The sequence below is a fragment of the unidentified bacterial endosymbiont genome (assembly GCF_918797525.1).
In the GTDB taxonomy this organism is placed as follows: domain Bacteria; phylum Pseudomonadota; class Gammaproteobacteria; order Enterobacterales; family Enterobacteriaceae; genus Enterobacter.
Genome location: NZ_OU963893.1, coordinates 3,093,917 through 3,113,775, shown reverse-complemented (window position 1 = coordinate 3,113,775; position 19,859 = coordinate 3,093,917). Strand labels below are relative to the sequence as shown.

General features: G+C 53.6%; 16 protein-coding genes and 1 pseudogene. 10 read left to right on the top strand and 7 right to left on the bottom strand.

From position 1 onward, the window contains the following. The first annotated feature begins 34 nt into the window (after positions 1-34). The 6 genes from rlmKL to rmf all read left to right on the top strand — a co-directional run bounded on the left by rlmKL (position 35) and on the right by rmf (position 7,962). Positions 35-2,143: a bifunctional 23S rRNA (guanine(2069)-N(7))-methyltransferase RlmK/23S rRNA (guanine(2445)-N(2))-methyltransferase RlmL gene (gene rlmKL, locus NL510_RS14885; protein WP_253377905.1), complete on the top strand. Its 2,109-nt coding sequence runs from the start codon at positions 35-37 to the stop codon at positions 2,141-2,143. Between the two features lie 12 nt (positions 2,144-2,155). Further along, positions 2,156-4,063, top strand: coding sequence for an ABC transporter ATP-binding protein (locus NL510_RS14880; protein ID WP_253377904.1), 1,908 nt, complete (start codon positions 2,156-2,158; stop codon positions 4,061-4,063). A 13-nt stretch (positions 4,064-4,076) separates the two neighbouring features. After that, positions 4,077-5,330 (top strand): membrane integrity-associated transporter subunit PqiA, encoded by a 1,254-nt coding sequence (pqiA, locus tag NL510_RS14875; RefSeq protein ID WP_253377903.1) that lies wholly within the window; start codon positions 4,077-4,079, stop codon positions 5,328-5,330. A 4-nt stretch (positions 5,331-5,334) separates the two neighbouring features. Next, positions 5,335-6,975, top strand: a complete 1,641-nt coding sequence (pqiB, locus tag NL510_RS14870; RefSeq protein ID WP_253377902.1) for an intermembrane transport protein PqiB — start codon at positions 5,335-5,337, stop codon at positions 6,973-6,975. Further along, complete coding sequence (gene pqiC / locus NL510_RS14865; RefSeq protein ID WP_253377901.1) at positions 6,972-7,538, top strand: membrane integrity-associated transporter subunit PqiC; 567 nt, start codon at positions 6,972-6,974, stop codon at positions 7,536-7,538. Before pqiB ends, pqiC begins: the two co-directional genes overlap by 4 nt. A 256-nt stretch (positions 7,539-7,794) precedes the next feature. Then, positions 7,795-7,962 carry a ribosome modulation factor gene (gene rmf, locus NL510_RS14860; RefSeq protein WP_253377900.1) on the top strand — a complete coding sequence of 56 codons (168 nt, stop codon included), beginning with the start codon at positions 7,795-7,797 and terminating at the stop codon, positions 7,960-7,962. A gap of 71 nt (positions 7,963-8,033) precedes the next feature. On the opposite strand, the gene fabA is transcribed toward rmf, so the two are convergent. Then, positions 8,034-8,543, bottom strand: coding sequence for a bifunctional 3-hydroxydecanoyl-ACP dehydratase/trans-2-decenoyl-ACP isomerase (gene fabA / locus NL510_RS14855; protein ID WP_253377899.1), 510 nt, complete (start codon positions 8,541-8,543; stop codon positions 8,034-8,036). A 68-nt stretch (positions 8,544-8,611) separates the two neighbouring features. After that, on the bottom strand, positions 8,612-10,372 hold the full coding sequence (locus NL510_RS14850) for an AAA family ATPase (RefSeq protein WP_253377898.1): 1,761 nt from the start codon (positions 10,370-10,372) through the stop codon (positions 8,612-8,614). A 186-nt stretch (positions 10,373-10,558) separates the two neighbouring features. On the opposite strand from NL510_RS14850, the gene matP reads away from it, so the two are divergent. Next, positions 10,559-11,011: a macrodomain Ter protein MatP gene (gene matP, locus NL510_RS14845; protein WP_253377897.1), complete on the top strand. Its 453-nt coding sequence runs from the start codon at positions 10,559-10,561 to the stop codon at positions 11,009-11,011. Positions 11,012-11,052: 41 nt separating this feature from the next. Further along, positions 11,053-11,609, top strand: a pseudogene (locus NL510_RS14840) (transposase). Between the two features lie 51 nt (positions 11,610-11,660). Here NL510_RS14840 and ompA read toward each other — a convergent pair. Together ompA and sulA are read right to left on the bottom strand one after the other, a co-directional pair. Then, positions 11,661-12,716 (bottom strand): porin OmpA, encoded by a 1,056-nt coding sequence (gene ompA, locus NL510_RS14835; RefSeq protein ID WP_253377896.1) that lies wholly within the window; start codon positions 12,714-12,716, stop codon positions 11,661-11,663. Between the two features lie 355 nt (positions 12,717-13,071). Then, the gene (gene sulA / locus NL510_RS14830) at positions 13,072-13,581 is read right to left on the bottom strand and encodes an SOS-induced cell division inhibitor SulA (protein ID WP_253377895.1); all 510 of its coding nucleotides are present in this window, start codon (positions 13,579-13,581) and stop codon (positions 13,072-13,074) included. A 216-nt stretch (positions 13,582-13,797) separates the two neighbouring features. On the opposite strand from sulA, the gene NL510_RS14825 reads away from it, so the two are divergent. Continuing rightward, positions 13,798-14,424 (top strand): TfoX/Sxy family DNA transformation protein, encoded by a 627-nt coding sequence (locus tag NL510_RS14825; protein ID WP_253377894.1) that lies wholly within the window; start codon positions 13,798-13,800, stop codon positions 14,422-14,424. On the opposite strand, the gene yccS is transcribed toward NL510_RS14825, so the two are convergent. Continuing rightward, positions 14,381-16,543: a YccS family putative transporter gene (gene yccS / locus NL510_RS14820; RefSeq protein ID WP_253377893.1), complete on the bottom strand. Its 2,163-nt coding sequence runs from the start codon at positions 16,541-16,543 to the stop codon at positions 14,381-14,383. The genes NL510_RS14825 and yccS overlap by 44 nt on opposite strands. A 19-nt stretch (positions 16,544-16,562) precedes the next feature. Further along, a complete protein-coding gene (locus tag NL510_RS14815) occupies positions 16,563-17,009 on the bottom strand; it encodes a YccF domain-containing protein (RefSeq protein WP_253377892.1) in 447 nt (148 codons plus the stop codon). Positions 17,010-17,132: 123 nt separating this feature from the next. Here NL510_RS14815 and helD point away from each other — a divergent pair, with 123 nt between their 5' ends. Continuing rightward, a complete protein-coding gene (gene helD / locus NL510_RS14810; protein ID WP_253377891.1) occupies positions 17,133-19,187 on the top strand; it encodes a DNA helicase IV in 2,055 nt (684 codons plus the stop codon). Positions 19,188-19,224: 37 nt separating this feature from the next. On the opposite strand, the gene mgsA is transcribed toward helD, so the two are convergent. Beyond that, on the bottom strand, positions 19,225-19,683 hold the full coding sequence (mgsA, locus tag NL510_RS14805) for a methylglyoxal synthase (RefSeq protein WP_253377890.1): 459 nt from the start codon (positions 19,681-19,683) through the stop codon (positions 19,225-19,227). Between the last annotated feature and the right edge of the window lie 176 nt (positions 19,684-19,859).

Here is a 19,859-nt window from a genome sequence, read left to right as displayed (position 1 = left end):
GCGCGACAATTTTCTAAGAGTAAAAAGTGACGATATGAATTCTCTGTTTGCCAGTACGGCCCGTGGGCTGGAAGAGCTGTTAAAAACTGAACTGGAAGCCCTGGGCGCGCAAGAGTGCCAGGTAGTTCAGGGTGGTGTCCATTTTGAGGGCGACACACGGCTTATTTACCAGAGCCTGATGTGGAGCCGTCTGGCGTCGCGCATCATGCTGCCGATGAAAGAGTGCAAGGTCTATAGCGATCTTGATCTCTATACCGGTGTACAGATGATCGACTGGACGGAGATCTTCACCCCGGACGCTACCTTTGCTGTACACTTCAACGGCGTGAACGACGAGATCCGCAACAGCCAGTACGGCGCGCTGCGCGTCAAAGATGCCATCGTCGACTGCTTCACGCGTAAAAATAAGGAACGCCCGAACGTCGATCGTGAAAATCCCGATTTGCGAATCAACGTCTGGCTCAACGGTGACACTGCCAGTATCTCGCTCGACCTGAGCGGCGCAGGCTTGCATCTGCGCGGCTACCGTGATCGCACCGGGATGGCGCCTATCAAAGAAACGCTGGCCGCCGCGATTGTGATGCGCTCCGGCTGGCAGCCGGGTACGCCATTGCTCGACCCGATGTGCGGTTCCGGCACCCTGCTGATTGAAGCCGCCATGCTGGCAACCGACCGTGCGCCGGGGCTGCATCGCGGCCACTGGGGCTTTAGCGGCTGGGCGCAGCACGATGAGGCTATCTGGAAAGAGGTCAAAGCCGAAGCGCAGACCCGCGCGCGTAAAGGTCTGGCGGAATACACCGCCCACTTCTACGGTTCCGACAACGATCCCCGCGTCATTGAGCGCGCGCGCAGCAACGCCCGTCGTGCAGGAATTGGCGAACTGGTGACCTTTGAAGTCAAAGATGTTGCGAACTTAACCAATCCACTGCCTGAAGGCCCGTACGGTACGGTGATCAGTAACCCGCCCTACGGCGAGCGTCTTGACAGTGAACCGGCGCTGATTGCTCTGCACAGCCTGCTGGGCCGCAATATGAAAGACTATTTCGGCGGCTGGAATCTGTCTCTGTTCAGCGCCTCGCCTGAGCTACTGAGCTGCCTGCAATTGCGTGCCGATCGTCAGTTTAAGGCCAAAAATGGCCCGCTGGACTGCGTGCAGAAAAACTACTCTCTGGCAGAGAAAGCCGCCCACAGCAAGCCATCCAGCGTGGCGGAAGATTACGCTAACCGCCTGCGCAAGAATCTGAAGAAATATGAAAAATGGGCGAAACAGGAAGGCATTGAATGTTATCGCCTGTATGACGCCGATCTGCCGGAATATAACGTTGCGGTCGATCGTTATGCTGACTGGGTGGTCGTTCAGGAATATGCTCCGCCGAAGACCATCGATGCGCAAAAAGCTCGTCAGCGTATGCTGGACGTTATTGCGGCAACCATTGCCGTGCTGGGTATTTCGCCAAATAAACTGGTCTTAAAAACGCGTGAGCGCCAGAGAGGTAAAAACCAGTACCAGAAGATGGGAGAGAAGGGCGACTTTATCGAAGTCGGCGAATACAATGCACGCCTGTGGGTGAATCTGACCGACTATCTTGATACCGGCTTGTTCCTTGACCATCGTATCGCCCGACGCATGCTTGGCCAGATGAGCAAAGGTAAAGACTTCCTGAACCTGTTCTCCTACACCGGCAGCGCCAGCGTACATGCAGGTCTGGGCGGCGCGCGCACCACCACCACGGTGGATATGTCCCGCACCTATCTGGAATGGGCCGAGCGTAACCTGCGTTTGAACGGCCTGACCGGGCGGCCGCATCGTCTGATGCAGGCCGACGTGCTGGGCTGGTTGCGTGATACCGATGAACAGTTCGACGTGATCTTCATCGATCCGCCAACGTTCTCCAACTCCAGGCGTATGGAAGACAGCTTTGATGTACAACGCGATCACTTACGCCTGATGACCGACCTGAAACGCCTGCTGCGCAAAGGCGGCACTATTATGTTCTCGAATAACAAACGCGGATTCCGTATGGATCACGACGGCCTGGCAGAGCTGGGGCTGAAAGCACAAGAAATTAGCCAAAAAACGCTGTCTCAGGACTTCGCCCGTAACCGTCAAATTCATAACTGCTGGTTAATCTCCGCGGTCTGAAAGGAAAAATAAATGTCACTGATTAGTATGCATGGCGCCTGGCTGTCCTTCAGCGATGCGCCCCTTCTCGATGATACTGAACTGCATATCGAAGACAACGAACGCGTATGTCTGGTTGGCCGTAATGGCGCGGGTAAATCCACGCTGATGAAGATCCTGAACCGTGAACAGGGTCTGGATGACGGACGTATCGTTTACGAACAGGATCTGATTGTTTCCCGTCTGCAACAGGATCCGCCGCGTAACGTCGCGGGTACCGTTTATGATTTCGTTGCCGAAGGAATCTCTGAGCAGGCGGAATACCTTAAGAGCTATCACGAGATTTCACATCTGGTCATGACCGATCCCAGCGAAAAAAATCTCAATGAGATGGCGCGTCTGCAGGAGTTACTGGACCACCACGGACTCTGGCAGCTTGAAAGCCGAATCTCTGAAGTGCTGGATCAGTTAGGTCTTGATGCGGATATGGAGCTGGCGTCGCTTTCCGGCGGCTGGCTGCGTAAGGCGGCGCTCGGCCGTGCGCTGGTCAGCGGCCCGAAAGTGCTGCTGCTGGACGAACCGACCAACCACCTGGATATCGAAGCCATTGACTGGCTGGAAGGGTTCCTGAAAACCTTTAACGGCACTATTATTTTTATCTCGCACGACCGTTCGTTTATCCGCAATATGGCCACCCGTATAGTCGATCTCGACCGTGGTAAACTGGTGACCTATCCTGGGGATTACGATACCTATCTGCTGGAAAAAGAAGAGAACCTGCGCGTTGAAGAGCTGCAAAATGCCGAGTTCGATCGCAAACTGGCGCAGGAAGAGGTCTGGATCCGCCAGGGTATCAAAGCCCGCCGTACCCGTAATGAAGGCCGCGTACGTGCGCTGAAAGCGATGCGTAATGAGCGTAGCGCCCGCCGTGAAGTGATGGGCAGCGCGAAGATGCAGGTCGAGGAGGCCTCGCGCTCGGGCAAAATTGTCTTTGAGATGGAAGAGGTTAACTACCAGGTCGATGGTAAAGTGCTGGTTAACAACTTTTCAGCTCAGGTACAGCGTGGCGATAAAATTGCCCTTATCGGCCCGAACGGCTGCGGTAAAACCACGCTGCTCAAGCTGATGCTGGGCCAGTTGAAGGCTGACAGCGGTCGCGTTCATTGTGGAACAAAGCTGGAAGTGGCCTATTTTGACCAGCACCGTGCGGAACTGGATCCGGACAGAACCGTGATGGACAACCTGGCTGAAGGCAAGCAAGAGGTGATGGTTAACGGTAAACCGCGTCACGTGCTGGGTTATCTGCAGGACTTCCTGTTTCACCCTAAACGGGCAATGACCCCTGTGCGTGCGCTGTCGGGCGGGGAGCGTAACCGTCTGCTGCTGGCGCGCCTGTTCCTGAAACCCAGTAATCTGTTGATCCTCGATGAACCGACCAACGATCTGGATGTCGAAACGCTGGAGTTGCTGGAAGAGCTGATTGATGGCTACCAGGGAACCGTAATGCTGGTGAGCCACGATCGTCAGTTCGTAGACAACACCGTGACCGAGTGCTGGATCTTCGAAGGCGAAGGCCATATTGGTCAATATGTCGGCGGTTATCATGACGCGCGGGGTCAACAGTCGCAGTCTTTAGCGCATAAACAGGCGAAAGCAAAAAATACTGCCGAACCGGTTGTCGCAAAAGCGGAAACTGTAAAAAAATCACCTGCTAAAATGAGCTATAACCTGCAGCGCGAACTGGAGGTGCTGCCCCAGCGTCTTGAAGAGCTTGAAGCCGCGCTTGAAGCGTTACAAACCGAGGTCGCTGATGCATCATTTTTCACCCAGCCCCATGACTATACTCAGAACGTACTGGCCGAGCTGTCCGAGGCTGAGAAGGCGCTGGAAGTCGCATTTGAGCGTTGGGAATACCTTGAGTCTCTGAAAAACGGCGCCTGAACAGGGATAACCTATGTGTGACCAGCACCATGCCGACAGGCATATATTATGCTCGCAATGCGATATGCTCGTGGAGCTGCCAGAGCTGAGTCACGGACATAAAGCGACGTGCCCACGCTGCGGTACAACGCTTACAACCGAGTGGGATGCGCCCCGGCAGCGTCCCACGGCTTATGCGCTGGTGGCACTGTTCATGCTGCTGCTCTCTAATCTCTTCCCCTTCATTTATATGCGGGTGGGAGGGATCACAAGCCAGGTCGATTTACTTGAGATCCCGGGGGTCATGTTTTCGGAAGATTATGCCAGCCTCGGGACTTTTTTTCTGCTGTTCGTCCAGATAGTCCCGGCTTTTTGTCTGGTGGTAATCCTGCTTCTGGTCAACCGCGTCCGGCTGCCCACAGCGCTTAAAATTAAGCTCGCGCGCGTGCTGTTCATGCTGAAAGGCTGGGGAATGGCCGAGATCTTCCTCGCGGGGATCCTTGTCAGTTTCGTCAAGCTGATGGCCTACGGCGACGTTGGGATTGGCAGCAGCTTTATTCCCTGGTGCCTTTATTGTGTGCTGCAACTGCGGGCGTTCCAGTGCGTAGACCGACGCTGGACATGGGATGATATCGCCCCGGCGCCGACGCTCTCGCAGAGGGTTAACGTTGGCGTGCCGGGGATCCGCCAGGGGTTGCGCTCATGCTCTTGCTGTACTGCTGTTCTGCCCGCTGATGTTAACGTCTGTCCGCGCTGCGCAACCACCGGCTATGTGCGGCGTAAAAATAGCCTGCAGTGGACAATGGCGCTGCTGATAACCTCCATCATGCTCTACCTGCCCGCCAATATCCTGCCCATTATGATAACCGATCTGCTCGGCGATAAAATGCCGTCGACGATCCTGGCCGGGGTGGTCTTGCTGTGGGGTGAGGGGTCTTACCCGGTGGCTGGTGTGATTTTCATTGCCAGTATTATGGTGCCGACGTTAAAAATGTTCGCCATCGCCTGGCTCTGTTGGGATGCAAAAGGCCACGGTAAACGCGACAGCGAGCGCATGCATCTGATTTATGAAGTCGTGGAGTTTGTGGGTCGCTGGTCAATGATTGACGTATTTGTAATTGCCGTTCTCTCTGCGCTGGTGCGCATGGGGGGGCTGATGAGTATTTATCCCGCTATGGGAGCGCTTATGTTTGCGTTGGTCGTCATTGTGACCATGTTTGCGGCCATGACCTTCGACCCTCGTTTATCGTGGGATCGTGAGCCCGAGTCAAGCCATGAGGAAGAGTAAGAGCATGGAAAATAAGAGTGGAGAGGCCAGAGTGCTTAAGGTCAAGAACTGGTCGCCGGTGTGGATTTTCCCCATCGTGACTGCGCTGATCGGTGCATGGATACTGTTTTATCACTACAGCCATCAGGGGCCGGAAGTCACCCTTATCACCACCAGCGCTGAAGGCATCGAGGGCGGCAAAACGACCATCAAAAGCCGCAGCGTAAATGTCGGTGTCGTGGAAAGTGCGACCCTGACGGATGATTTGACGCATGTGGAAATCAAGGCACGCCTGAATGCCGGAATGGAAAAGCTGCTCCACGAAGACTCGGTATTCTGGGTGGTTAAGCCGCAGGTCGGGCGTGAGGGGATTAGTGGCTTAGGTACGCTGCTGTCAGGCGCTTACATTGAACTGCAGCCGGGCAGCAAAGGAAGCGTTCCGGGACACTATCAGCTACTCGATTCGCCACCGCTCGCACCGCCGGATGCCAAAGGGATCCGCGTGACCCTCGACAGCAAAAAAGCAGGCCAGCTTGCCGCAGGGGATCCTGTTCTCTTCCGTGGCTATCGCGTGGGCTCGGTTGAGAAAAGCACCTTTGACCCTCAAAAGCGGGCTATCAGCTACCAGCTTTTTATCAATGCGCCAAACGATCGTCTGGTGACCAGCAATGTTCGCTTCTGGAAAGACAGCGGGATCGCAGTGGATCTCACCTCGGCCGGTATGCGTGTTGAAATGGGTTCGCTGACCACGCTGTTTGGCGGCGGGGTGAGCTTTGATGTCCCTGAAGGTCTGGAGCTGGGCCAGCCGGTAAGCGAAAACACCGCCTTCCCTCTCTTTGACGATCAGAGAAGTATTCAGGATGCGCTCTATACCGATCACATCGATTACCTGATGTTCTTCAAAGATTCTGTGCGTGGCCTGCAGCCTGGCGCACCGGTTGAATTCCGGGGTATCCGTCTGGGTACGGTAGGGCAAGTGCCGTACTTTGTGCCTGGCCTCAAGCAAATGCTTGATGATGATTACCGCATTCCGGTACTGATTCGTATTGAGCCGGAACGCCTGATTAACCAGATTGGCGAAAATCAGGATATCGGCGAGCATATTACCGAACTGATGAACCGCGGCCTGCGTGGCTCCCTGAAAACCGGTAACCTGGTCACCGGTGCGCTGTATGTTGATATGGACTTTTATCCAAAAGCGCCTGCGATTACCGGCGTCCGTGAGTTTGGCGATTATACGATAATTCCGACGGTCAGCGGTGGTCTTGCGCAGATCCAGCAGCGCCTGATGGACACGCTGGATAAGATTAACAACCTGCCACTGAATCCGATGATTGAAGCGGCGACCCGCTCTTTGAGTGAGAGCCAGGCAACAATGCGCCGCCTGCAATCTACGCTGGATAATATCAATAAGATCACCGCAAGCCAGTCGATGCAACAACTGCCGCAGGATATGCAGAAAACCTTGCGTGAGCTTAACCGCAGTATGCAGGGCTTCCAGCCCGGCTCGGCCGCGTACAACAATATGGTGGCAGATATGCAGCGCCTCGATAAGGTGCTGCGTGAGCTGCAGCCGGTTCTGAAAACGTTGAATGAGAAGAGCAACGCGCTGGTGTTCGAAGCGAAAGATAAAAAGGATCCTGAGCCGAAGAGGGCTAAACAATGAAAAAATGGCTAGCGATTGTCGGGGCGATGGTATTAACGGCCTGTAGCTCGGGAAGTGAAAACAAAAGCTATTATCAACTGCCGGTAGCCGCCCAGGCGGGAACACAACGTACCGTCTCCCAGGGAAACAGGCTGTTGTGGATAGAACAGGTCTCGGTTCCTGATTATCTCGCCGGAAACGGCGTGGTCTATCAGACCAGCGATGTTCAGTACGTGATTGCCAGCAATAACCTGTGGGCCAGCCCGCTGGATCAGCAACTGCGTAATACGCTGGTGGCAAACCTGGGCAGCCAGCTTCCGGGCTGGGTTGTTTCCTCACAACCCCTGGGTAGCGACCAGGATACGCTTAACGTGAATGTGACGGGTTTCCATGGTCGTTATGATGGCGTTGTCGTTATCAGCGGCGAGTGGTTGCTGAATCACCAGGGACAGATCGTTAAACGACCTTTCCATCTTGAAATGAAGCAGCAAAAAGATGGCTATGATGAAATGGTGAAAGTGCTGGCGCAGGGGTGGAAGCAAGAGTCGTCGACCATTGCCAGCGAGATTTCACGGCAGCCATAAGTAAAATTCATAATAAAAAACTGCATTCAGTCCATCGCTGATTGCGGTTTTTTTTTTTCGTTTTGACTTCAGATTGTTACTTATGCTGCGTCACAGTTTTCATACAAATAATTTTTTGTATAGCTCACAAATATGACACCCGTATGAATTTTGAACGTTGACCTTGAGGCTGATTCAGGGTATTCGTTAACTGTGCTTGCGTACTTTGCAATCACTGTTTTCTTTCCACCAGACAAAAGAATGAGGGAAACGAGGCATGAAGAGACAGAAACGAGATCGCCTGGAAAGGGCTCATCAACGTGGTTATCAGGCTGGCATCGCTGGACGTTCTAAAGAAATGTGTCCCTATCAGACCTTGAATCAAAGGTCCCATTGGTTAGGGGGCTGGCGAGAAGCCATCGGAGACAGGGCAGTACTTGCTTGATACCGTCTCTTTGAAAAAGAAACCTCCGCATTGCGGAGGTTTCGCCTTTCTGGTGCAGCCAAAAGCAGAGATCAGAAAGCGGAAGTATTCGGGAACAGACCCACTTTCAAATCTTTAGCAGTATAAATCAGACGATCGTCTACCAGCACTTCACCATCGGCCAGGCCTATAGTCATACGACGGCGCTTGAAGTGGATACGGTAGGTCACTTTTTTCGCACTCGGCAGTACCTGACCCGTGAAATTCACTTCGCCCACACCCAGCGCACGGCCTTTGCCTTCGCCACCGAGCCAGCCCAAATAGAAGCCAACCAGTTGCCACATAGCATCAAGGCCCAGGCACCCAGGCATGACCGGATCGCCAATAAAGTGGCAACCGAAGAACCACAGGTCCGGGTTAATGTCGAGTTCCGCTTCAACGTAGCCCTTATCATAGTTGCCGCCGGTTTCGGTCATTTTCACGACGCGGTCCATCATCAGCATGCTTGGGGCCGGTAACTGTGGGCCTTTCGCGCCAAACAGTTCACCGCGACCAGAGGCAAGAAGGTCTTCTTTTGTATAGGATTCGGGTTTATGTGCCATGTTCTCAATAAGCCTTATTTTAGTGAAGGACGCAGGATAGCTAACACGTGTACGCTGAACAAGTCCGATCAGTTCGGACTAAACCAACCCAGCCAGCGTAACGGCCACGGATAACGATGGCGAGCTTCGTGCTGTGTCGCCTGCTCAATGCGCTCCTGGATAGTTTGCATCAGGGTAGTTTGCCCCTCACCGTCCCAGTCCAGGTTTGTCAGTAAGGGTAGTGCATCCTCAATTCCTTCGATGGCCCAGATAGCGAATTGTTCCTGTTCAACCGCATCCAGGAGCGCCTGGCTGAGACTTAAATGGCGTACGTTAGGTACAGGAATAATTACCCCTTGCTTACCGTTTAGCCCTCGCTGCTGGCAGATTGCAAAGAAGCCTTCAATTTTCTCATTCAGACCGCCCACCGGTTGAGCACGGCCGAATTGATCGACTGAACCGGTAATCGCAATATTCTGGTTAATTGGGACTTCAGCCAGGGCGCTGATTAAAGCACACAGTTCAGCCATAGAGGCGCTGTCACCATCGACTTCGCTGTAAGACTGCTCAAACGTCAGCGAGGCGGAGAAAGGGATTTGCTGTTCAAGCTGCAGCTCTGACATCAGGAACGCTTGCATAATCATCATGCCTTTAGCGTGGATGTTGCCGCCCAGCTCGGCTTTGCGCTCAATGTCCGTGAACTCGCCATCCCCGATATGCACAACGCAGCTGATACGGGAAGGCTCACCGAAGGCGCGTGGATGGCCCGGGAACTCAATCACCGACAGCGCATTGATCTGCCCGATACGTTCGCCTTCGGTCTCAACCAGGATTTGTTCCAGCAGAATTTCATCCTGCATCCGGTCAGCAAGGTAGCCTTCGCGCCATTCGCGCTGAGCGAGCATCCGGGCGAGCTGTTCCCCGGTGAAGGAATTCCCGTCGCTGATAACACCCACTTCGCGTAGCTGTTTACCTATCCACAGCGGGCAGAGCGGCAGCGTCTCCTGATCGCCGGTGTAACGAACCGCTTCACGGATCAAACCTGACCATGCGTCAGCCGCAGGCACAGGCAGCGCAAAGCGTTCAGCCACCGCCAGCACCCACTGGCCCCACCGGGCCATATCGTCGGCATCCGCAATCTGGAGGGTGTCTTCATATTCGCTGTAGACAGCAAGTTCAGCCAGTTCCGGCTCCAATTCCTGGAAATCAGCCAGCGATTGGCGATCGCCTGTTAGCACGACGGTCAACGACATCGGCATGGATGGAATGGAGACAGGCAGTGGACGAGATTCGTCATAGCCTGGCCAGTCAAAGCGTTGTTGGTTCACAATCGTTTTCAGGCGCATCCACAGCAGCGGCTGCAAGAGCAGGGTGCGCAGGGAAATGATGAGCACACCGCCATTGGCGCGGTGAACAAGCCCAGGCTGCAGGGTCAACTCGCCGTTAAACTGGCGCAGACAACCAAAGAGCTGTTCTGCCTCGGCCCAGTTAGCGGTAACCACTTCACCTTTGGCAGCAAAACGATCATCAGGCTGTTTTGCCATCGTGAAGGTTACATCACGCCCCGAGATACGATACTCGCCGCCGAAGACGGTCTCTTCCTGCGGCTGCAACTGACGCATGGCATCACCGAGAAGCGTCACATATTCGGCTTCTTCCGGGGCTTTGAGCAGCATGAAGGGCGAGGTTGCCCATGGGCTTAACATCTGCTCCAGCGCATAATGCAAACGCGGTTGTGTATCACTAATTATGAATTCGTGTTCTTGCGCGAGTTCTGACTGTGTAAACCGTTCCTGATAGCTTTCGGTATCCGGTACAAGGTCACGCCATGCTAGTTTCGTAATGGTCAAAGTTGATGTTTTTTAGTTAGATGTAAAACCGTGGAGTATACCGTAAGCGGGCTGGTCTACCAAAGCAGGATCGGGGATTTCGATAGCGGGATACGCTGCTATCACTCACAGGATATGATTTCTTTTCAGCAGAGTGCTAAAAAACTGATATTCTGAACAGAGTTACGTGGTAACACTGAGATCGCAATGAAATATCAACAACTGGAAAATCTCGAAAGCGGCTGGAAATGGAAGTACCTGGTCAAAAAGCACCGTGAAGGAGAGCTGATCACCTGCCATATCGAAGCCAGCGCAGCACAAGACGCCGTGGATATTTTGCTGACCCTCGAAAATGAACCGGTACGAGTGAATAGCTGGATTGCAAAACATATCAATCCATCACTGTTAAACCGGATGAAGCAAACTATTCGCGCCCGTCGAAAACGGCATTTCAACGCTGAGCATCAGCATACCCGCAAAAAATCAATCGATCTGGAGTTTGTGGTGTGGCAGCGTTTGGCTGGGCTTGCACAACGGCGCGGGAAAACGCTTTCGGAAACGGTGGTGCAGCTGATTGAAGATGCTGAGCATAAAGAGAAGTACGCCAGCCAGATGTCGACACTGAAGCATGACCTTCAGGCTCTGATTGGCAAAAAGTAGCTTTCTGCTTTTCTTCAGGCAATAAAAAACCCCGCGATGCTCTGGCACCATTTCATCAGTATCGCCAGCGTGCCATCCTTGATGCCACTGCTGCGCTCAGTCGGGGCGCATCGACCGCCTGCTGGGTAATGAGGCTTTACACCGCGATATCCCCGCTATTTTTCATAACCTTACCCGGCTTCTCACCATCATCACTGATGCCGGATTCCAGAGCGCATGGTTCCGTCATGTCCGTTCACTGGGCTGGAATTTTATTGGCCGAATACGGGAAAACGTCCAGTTCCGGCTGGCCAGGGCAGAATATGGGTGATGTGAGGGCCAGTCATAGCCACTCAGCAGGCCGTCTACTTGTACTGAGTCTGCTGGCAACACTGGTGAGTATAGTGATGTGGTTATTGGGCTATCATGCTGAAAATAAAGGATTACATCTGAGATATCAGGCGAACAGTCTGAAGTCGAGAAGAGTCATTTCATATCTGACATTAGCGGAGAATATCCTGAGACATTCTCCGCTAGTTTTAAAAGAACAGCGCTGAGTGCTGTTCTTAACCACTTCGCCAGAACCTACCAGAGTATGGTGCTGATTTATCAGCGCTGAGTTTATGGGGATACCTCAGCGCGATGCGGGTTTTTTTTATAAGACGTTAACTTATGCCGCTGGCTGAGTTACAACGTCTTTGATGCCTTTAACTTCGATCTCAACGCGACGATCTGGAGCCAGACAGTCGATCAGTGCAGCGCGAGGTTTCACGTTGTCACAGGTAGAACCCGTAACTGGGTTAGATTCGCCCATACCGCGTGGGGAGATCTTATTAGCTGGGATACCTTTAGAGATCAGGTAATCAACAACAGACTGAGCACGTTTTTCGGACAGAGTCTGGTTGTAAGCGTCAGAACCGATACGGTCGGTGAAGCCCAGTACAACTACAGAACCGTCTTTAGGATCCATGTTGCTCAGCTGGGTGTACAGCTGATCCAGAGCCTGCTGACCCTCTGGTTTCAGAGTTGATTTGTTGAAGGTGAACAGAACATCAGACTTCAGAGTGAAGTGCTTGGTCTGTACTTCTGGCGCTGGAGCCGGCGCTGGAGCAACGATTGGCGCTGCATCTTCCTGCTGGCCGAAACGGTAGGAAACACCCACGCTCAGCATGCCGTTATCTGGACGAACACCAACGGTGTTGCCGTCACCGATGTTGTTAACCCACTGGTATTCCAGACGGGTAGCGATGTCACGGGTCATAGCCCACTCAACGCCGCCAGCGAATACTGGGGAAACACCGGTGTCATGGTTGTCGCCAGAGATGCTGTTGCTGGAGTCTGCACGCCAAACCATGCCGCCCAGACGGGTGTACACGTCCAGATCGTCAGTGATTGGGTAACCCAGTTTAGCGGTCAGCTGAACGCCTTGAGCTTTGAAAGCGCCATTTGTCGTGTCGCCTTTGTATGGCATACGACCTAACCAGTCGTAACCCATTTCAAAACCAACATACGGGTTAACCTGATAGCCACCGAACGCACCTGCACCAAGCTGGCTCTCATGAGTCGGGCCATCGTTGTTCAGGGTGCTGTTGTACCAGCCGGTGTCATGGAACTGAGACCAGCCCAGTTTACCACCTGCATACCAGGTGTTATCTTTCGGAGCGGCCTGCGCTACGGTAGCGAAGCCAGCCAGTGCCACTGCAATCGCGATAGCTGTCTTTTTCATTTTTTGCGCCTCGTTATCATCCAAAATTTGCCATGAAGATCTCGGTAGAGAAATCACGGTTAAATCCTTCACCGGGGGGCGTGGTCAAATATAAACCTACCGATATCTTCGGCTTAGGCCGAGCACCCCTGGCGATGTAAAGTCTACAACGTAGCTAGAAACTTACAAGTGTGAACTCTGTCAGGCATATGAAAAAAAAAGTTCCGTATACCTATTATTTAACATTTTTTGTACATATTTTGTTCAATAAAATTAGGAGGAACCGCACCAGACAAGCCTTGCCGCGATTTGGGGTCATGGAACTAAATCGGCATCTTATGGTCAAAAAAAATTCCAGGAAAACTCTTAAATTTATTCAATGATACAAATTCGAGTGAATTTTTAACCCGGAGAGTTGTCCTTTGCGATAGGAATCCAGGCGAACTGGTCGCATGATGAACCCGATCGCGTGACCTTCTTCAGCCGCTTCGGTTAACCGAAAATGTTCATCTTCCGTCATGTCCTCTGATAACCATCCAATCACCACACTGTAATTTCCGGTACGTAACGCGCGGATCATCGACTCGACCGTATCGCACGGAGAGAGCTGACTGATTTGCATGACTTTGGTGAGCGGCAGGCCCGCAGATTGAACCCATTCCCGGCTCAATTTTTGCTGCGGCGTCAGCCAGAGTTGCCAGCGCGACTGCTGGCCAAGCTGTTGTAATAACGGCAGTAACAGGAGTTGGGTCAACAAAGGCTGGTCTTCGCGGTAAACCACTTCACTGATAAGACCTGTCGAGTCGCGGCCGACGGAATTTTGCGCAACACTGCCTGCGGTAGAAGAGAGAGATGTTGAGCATTTTGCATAGCCTGAAGTGTGCATATTCATTCCAGCCTGTGGTTACTGTATGGATATACAGTAACCCCTGTATGCATAAAGATCAACCTCATTTTCGGAAAGCGACTCGCAAATTTCATTGAATATTGTCGTGCCTGGAAAAATCATCTTGCTCATCGGCAATAAGTTGCCTATTTTCCTGCTAACGGATCCGCTAGTAAGAAACTCTGATGTTATTGTATGATTTATATAGGGAATATCATGAAAAAGATATCTTATGAACGGATTTATAAATCGCAAGAATACCTCTCGCCGTTAGGCGAAATTCATCATCGCGCGCTATTTGGTGGTTATACCCTTGCCGTGGATGATGCGGTCTTCGCGATGGTATCCGACGGCGAACTTTATCTGCGAGCCTGTGAAGAGAGTGCCAAATACTGTGTAAAACACGCGTCCTCTTTTTTGACACTCATGAAGCGGGGACGTCCGGTACTGCTGAACTATTATCGCGTGGATGCTGGACTCTGGCAGGATCGAGAGCGGCTGCTTCAGCTCTCGTCTTATGCCCTGGACGCGGCAAGAGAAGAGCGCTATCGGCGCCACCAGCGAAACCGGCTTAAAGATCTGCCAAACCTGACGTTTCAGCTCGAGGTTCTGCTTTGCGAAGCTGGCATAACCAATGTGGAAACCCTGCGCGAATTAGGCGCCAGAACATGCTGGCTGAAGATGTGGGCGAAGAACAAAGATCTCAGCATTAAGGTCCTGTTTGCTCTTGAGGGGGCCATCGAGGGGTTACATGAAGCGGCGCTCCCTGCGCTCATCCGCCGGGAGCTGACCGAGTGGTTTAATGCACTTCCTGAGCCACAGGAGCATCGCCCTTCAAGGTAGCAATTTGCTGTCTTAACCGGCAAATTTCTGGCAGCAGAGCGATGAGCAGACCAATCTGCTGGAGTACCAGCGGCGCTTTGCTGTCGCTACCCGGATCCAGGTGCGCAATACGTTGCGCCAGTTCATCCAGCGCCTGTTTAGCACGCGGCGCATCGGCGGGGAGATGATGAAGCGCGTCATCTACATAGCACACGGCGTCATCCAGTAAGGCAAGTATTCTCGGGTTGGTCAGTTGTTCGCGGTGGGCCCCAAGCGTAGAGATATAGCTGGTGAAGGTATGATTAAGGCACAGCAGGCGGAAAGCCGTCTCCCGAATGTCCGTCGTGGCGCGCGGTTCGGTAGACATGTTAGAGACCACAGAGGCCAGTTCCGCATCGCTGTTATGCGCATCGCGGCGAGCAATGCGGTAAGCCAGGCGGTTATCACGTCCCTGATGGTACTGCTCAAGGATGGCATCCAGGTACCGGCAGTTGGCATTCATCGCCCTGTCCAGCACACGCGGTAAATTACGAAAACGCCAGTCAGGCCAGATAAAACTCACGGCAGCCCAGGCAATCGCGCAGCCAATCAGCGTATCGATTATGCGGGGCAGGGCGACTTCAAATCCTTCGCCCAGCAGGTTAAAGCACAGCAAGACTAACAGCGTGATGAACATTGTGGCGTGGGCGTACTGCACATTGCGGAAGGCGAAAAAGAGCACGCCGGTTATCACGATAAGAATAAGCTGCCCTTCGACAGAGGGCACGAACCAGAGTACCGGTAACCCGATGGCGACCCCCACCAGCGTACCGATAATACGCAGGGCGAGACGGTGCCGGGTGGCGTTATAGTTTGGCTGGCAGACAAACAGGCTGGTCAGCAGGATCCAGTAGCCGTGGTGTAAACCGGTTATCTGGATAAACGCATAGCCCACGCACAGCACCAGTGACATTCTTACCGCATGACGAAACAGGGCGGATTCCGGCGTGAAATTGCGGCTCAGCCGCAGCCACATATCGCTAAAACTGTGGACGCTATCATCCGCAAGCTGATTCTCCGCTTCATTACCCGGTAGCGCTATCGCCTGTTCAGACTCAATGGTGGCCAACTGCGCATCAATGGCCCGCAGGTTATTAAGCAAATAGCCAAGCGCTTTGATGTGTTCCGGCGATGTTCCGCTGGCCTGAACGCGATCCAGCGCCGCATCAAGGTGGCTAAAAGCATGTTCAAAACGTGGATCGTGCTGGTAGGGCGTGCGGAGCAATATTGAGCGCGCCAGCTGTTGGCACGCCTGGGACTGCATCGACAACAGGCGCTGGAAGCGGAACATGACATCGCTATAGCGAAACTTTTCCCGCAAGGCGGCGTACTGCACGTGCGACGAGCTGGCGCGTTCATGAATATCCTGGGCGGCAAAGTAGTAGTGCAGCGTTCTTCGCGTTCCGCGCTGGCCCCGATCGCCGCGCAGGCGGGTGAGCAGCGAGGCTTTAGTCTGGTTAAGCGTCGCGACCAGTTGCCGGTTTGCCTGCGCCAGATCGTAGAGCGGCGCCTGGCTCTCCTCTTCAATATCCGGGTCGAACAGCCTGGATTTAAGCTCAAGATAGTGGGCTAACTGCTCATAGCAGCGGGCGAGGTTATCCTGCAGCGCGCGCACCGGGAAGATGAGGTGGCCGGTTAAGGTCAGCAGGTTATACCAGATAGCACCCAGCAACAGCAGAACGGGTTGCTGATACCACTGATCGTAAAGTGACACTCCCAGCATCGTGTAAATGGCAATCAGCAGGGCGCCAAAGGCGATAGTGGCGTAACGTTGTCCCAGCCCGCCAAGCAGGATAAAACCGCTGGTTGAAAGCGTCAGGCCCAGGGCAAACAGCCACGGCCAGGGGAACAGCAGTTCGACAGAAGCGGAAGCAATAAAAAAACAGACAAGCGTGATAACGAGATTACGCAGACGTCCGGCCAGACGATCGTCGAGATCGGCAAGCGCACCGGCCACCACGCCCAGGGTGAGCGGAATAGTCAACCTGACGTCATTCATCCACCACGGCAGGGCAACAGTGCCGCTAAGGGCTATAAAAATCCTGACGTTGTACAGCCAGGTGCTGTTCCCGGTGTAACGGCGTATCAGTGGGCTTAGCATAAGCGCGGCGAATCCTTATTTACTGAAAACGACGACGTGCATTTGCTTCACGCGCCGCCTGTGCTACTTCCACGGATACCACCCGGCGCCCAACGGGCCACAGCGCAATGACGGCAATTTTAAAATTTGCAATTCCCACCGGAATACCCACGATCGTCATGCACTGGGCGATACCGGTAAAAATATGCAGCAGGCACAACCACCAGCCGAAGAAAATCAGCCAGAGTATGTTCAACAGGGTTCCGCCCGTATTCATCAGCGCGTTTTTGCTTCCCGGGTTCAGTTCATCGACGTGAATCGCTTCATTTCCGTAAGGAATGAGAGACAGTTTGGTTATCTCCCAGCAGGAGCGCGTGAGCGGAAGGGTAAAAATGAGCACAATGCTCACCAGCGTGGCAAAAAGCCAGGAAAGAGTGGTGGCAAAACCGCCAAGGACAAAATTCAAAACATTCAGAACGGTACGCATAAACCCTCAGTTCCTTTCGATATGATTAACGCCAGGTGATTGTAACGTTTTTTTAGGCTGGAGCACCTTAAAACTGGCAGTTAAACTATCAGACACATTATCTCTTCGTGGATCCGGCTGGATATGGAACTGAAAGCAACTTCAATGGGCAAACGTCTGGCGCAACACCCTTATGACAAGGTTGTCCTTCTCAATGCGGGGGTGAAAGTCTCCGGTGAACGCCACGAATATCTCATTCCTTTTAATCAACTTCTGGCCATTCACTGTAAACGCGGGCTGGTGTGGGGTGAACTGGAGTTCGTTTTGCCAGCGGAGCAAGTGGTGCGCCTCCACGGTACCGAATGGTCAGAAACTCAGCAGTTTCACCATCATCTCACTACGCTTTGGCAGAAGTGGAGCCATGAGATGAGCGTTATTGCAGCCCAGGTACTGCAGCAGGTGGTGGATGAGATAGCACAGAGTGACCAACAACAAAAATGGCTCACGCGTCAGCAGACCGCAGGATTGCAACAAAAAATCAGGCAGGCGCTAAGCGCGCTGCCGTTACCCGTAGCGCGTCTCGATGAATTTGAACACTGCCGTGACGCCTGGAACCGGTGTCAGGCGTGGCTCAATGACGTTGATAAAAGCCGACTGGCGCACAACCAGGCCTGGGCTGACGCCATGCTCAGTCAATACGCTGATTTCTTCAACACTATCGAATCATCACCGCTTAACCCTGCGCAGGCTCGCGCCGTAGTTAACGGTGAGCAGTCCTTGCTGGTGCTTGCCGGGGCCGGGAGCGGGAAAACGTCGGTACTGGTGGCGCGTGCGGGCTGGTTACTGACCACCGGCGAGGCCGTTGCCGATCAAATTTTGCTGCTGGCTTTTGGTCGCAAGGCGGCGCAGGAGATGGACGAACGCATACAGGAACGTCTGCATACCCAGGATATCACCGCCAGAACTTTCCATGCGCTTGCCCTGCACATTATTGCGCAGGGCAGCAAGAAAGTGCCTTCCGTCAGCAAACTGGAAAACGACGCTCAGGCGCGCCAGGCGCTGTTCATAAAAACGTGGCGGCAGCAGTGCAGTGAGAAAAAGGCGCAGGTAAAAGGTTGGCGTCAGTGGCTGGAGGAAGAGCTGAGTTGGGAGGTGCCGGAGGGCAGCTTCTGGCAGGATGACAAACTGGCCCGGCGGCTGGGTTCCCGTCTCGACCGTTGGGTGAGCCTGCTGCGCATGCATGGCGGCTCTCAGGCAGAGATGATTGAAAGCGCGCCGGAGGCGATCCGTGCCGTGTTTTCAAAGCGCGTCAAATTACTGGCGCCGATGCTAAAAGCCTGGAAAACGACCCTGAAGGATGAAAATGCGGTTGATTTCTCCGGCCTAATCCATCAGGCCATTAACATCCTCGAGAAAGGGCGCTTCGTCAGCCCGTGGAAACACATTCTGGTGGATGAGTTTCAGGACATCTCTCCCCAGCGAGCCGCCTTGCTTTCAGCGCTTCGCGCCCAGAATAAACACACCTCGCTGTTTGCGGTGGGTGATGACTGGCAGGCGATTTACCGTTTTAGCGGGGCACAGCTCTCATTGACAACGATGTTCCACCACTATTTCGGTGAGGGCGATTGCAGCGATCTGGACACCACCTACCGCTTCAATGGACGAATTGGAGAAATCGCTAACCGTTTTATTCAGCAAAACCCGCACCAGCTGGTGAAGCCGCTAAATAGCCTGACGCCGGGCGATAAAAAAGCGGTCACCCTGTTAGCTGATGACCAGCTCGAGCCGCTGCTCGATAAACTCAGCGGTTACGCCAGGCCGGATGAGCGTATTCTGGTGCTGGCGCGTTATCACCATCTCAAACCAGCGGCGCTGGATAAGGCAGCTACCCGCTGGCCGACGCTGCAGCTCGATTTTATGACCCTTCACGCCAGCAAAGGTCAGCAGGCAGATTACGTGCTTGTGCTGGGGCTAAGAGAGGGGAGCGACGGTTTCCCGGCACCGGCCCGCGAGTCGGTCATGGAGCAGGCGTTACTGCCAGCGGCGGAAGATTTTCCAGACGCAGAAGAGCGGCGTTTGTTGTACGTGGCGATCACCCGCGCACGCCATCGCGTATGGCTATTATTCAATAAAGAGCAGCCATCCGTGTTCGTCGATATCCTGAAAAGCCTTGACGTGCCGATAGCCCGGAAGCCTTAACCAGGCCCGGCAGGCGTAGCGCCACCGGGCAAAAAGGCTACTTCAGTCGTTCAGCCAAATACTGCTGATAATCCGGGATTAAGATCTCCACCGGCGCGTTGAATTGCGGTGACTCGATGATGAAATCTGCCGTCGACAGATTGGTGGCGACGGGAATATTCCAGACGGTGGCAAGGCGCAGCAGCGCTTTGACATCCGGGTCGTGCGGAACCGCATTCAGCGGATCCCAGAAAAAAATCAGCACATCAATTTTTCCTTCTGCGATCCGGGCGCCAACCTGCTGATCGCCGCCCATCGGCCCGCTCATCATCGCGTTGACGTCGAGACCGGTCTCTCGATGGATAAGGTTACCGGTTGTGCCGGTCGCCGAGAGGGTGTGTTGTTCAAGCAAAGACTGATGGCGGCGAACCCAGTCAAGCAGCATTTGTTTACAGTGATCGTGGGCAACCAGTGCAATATGTTTGCGTTCCGGAAGCGTACGTGTTGTCAGTTCCATAATTTTGTCCGTCAGGTTAACTGGCTACACGATGACGGGAACCGCCTGATGCTGCAAGAGAAAGGGAATAAAAATGTGGCTTACGACGAAGGTTGTTGCTTCATCCACCGCAAAAGCGGGTCCGGGGGTCGGGAGCGGCCTGCTGGAACCAGAAATTTAACCGTTGCTCAGGATCC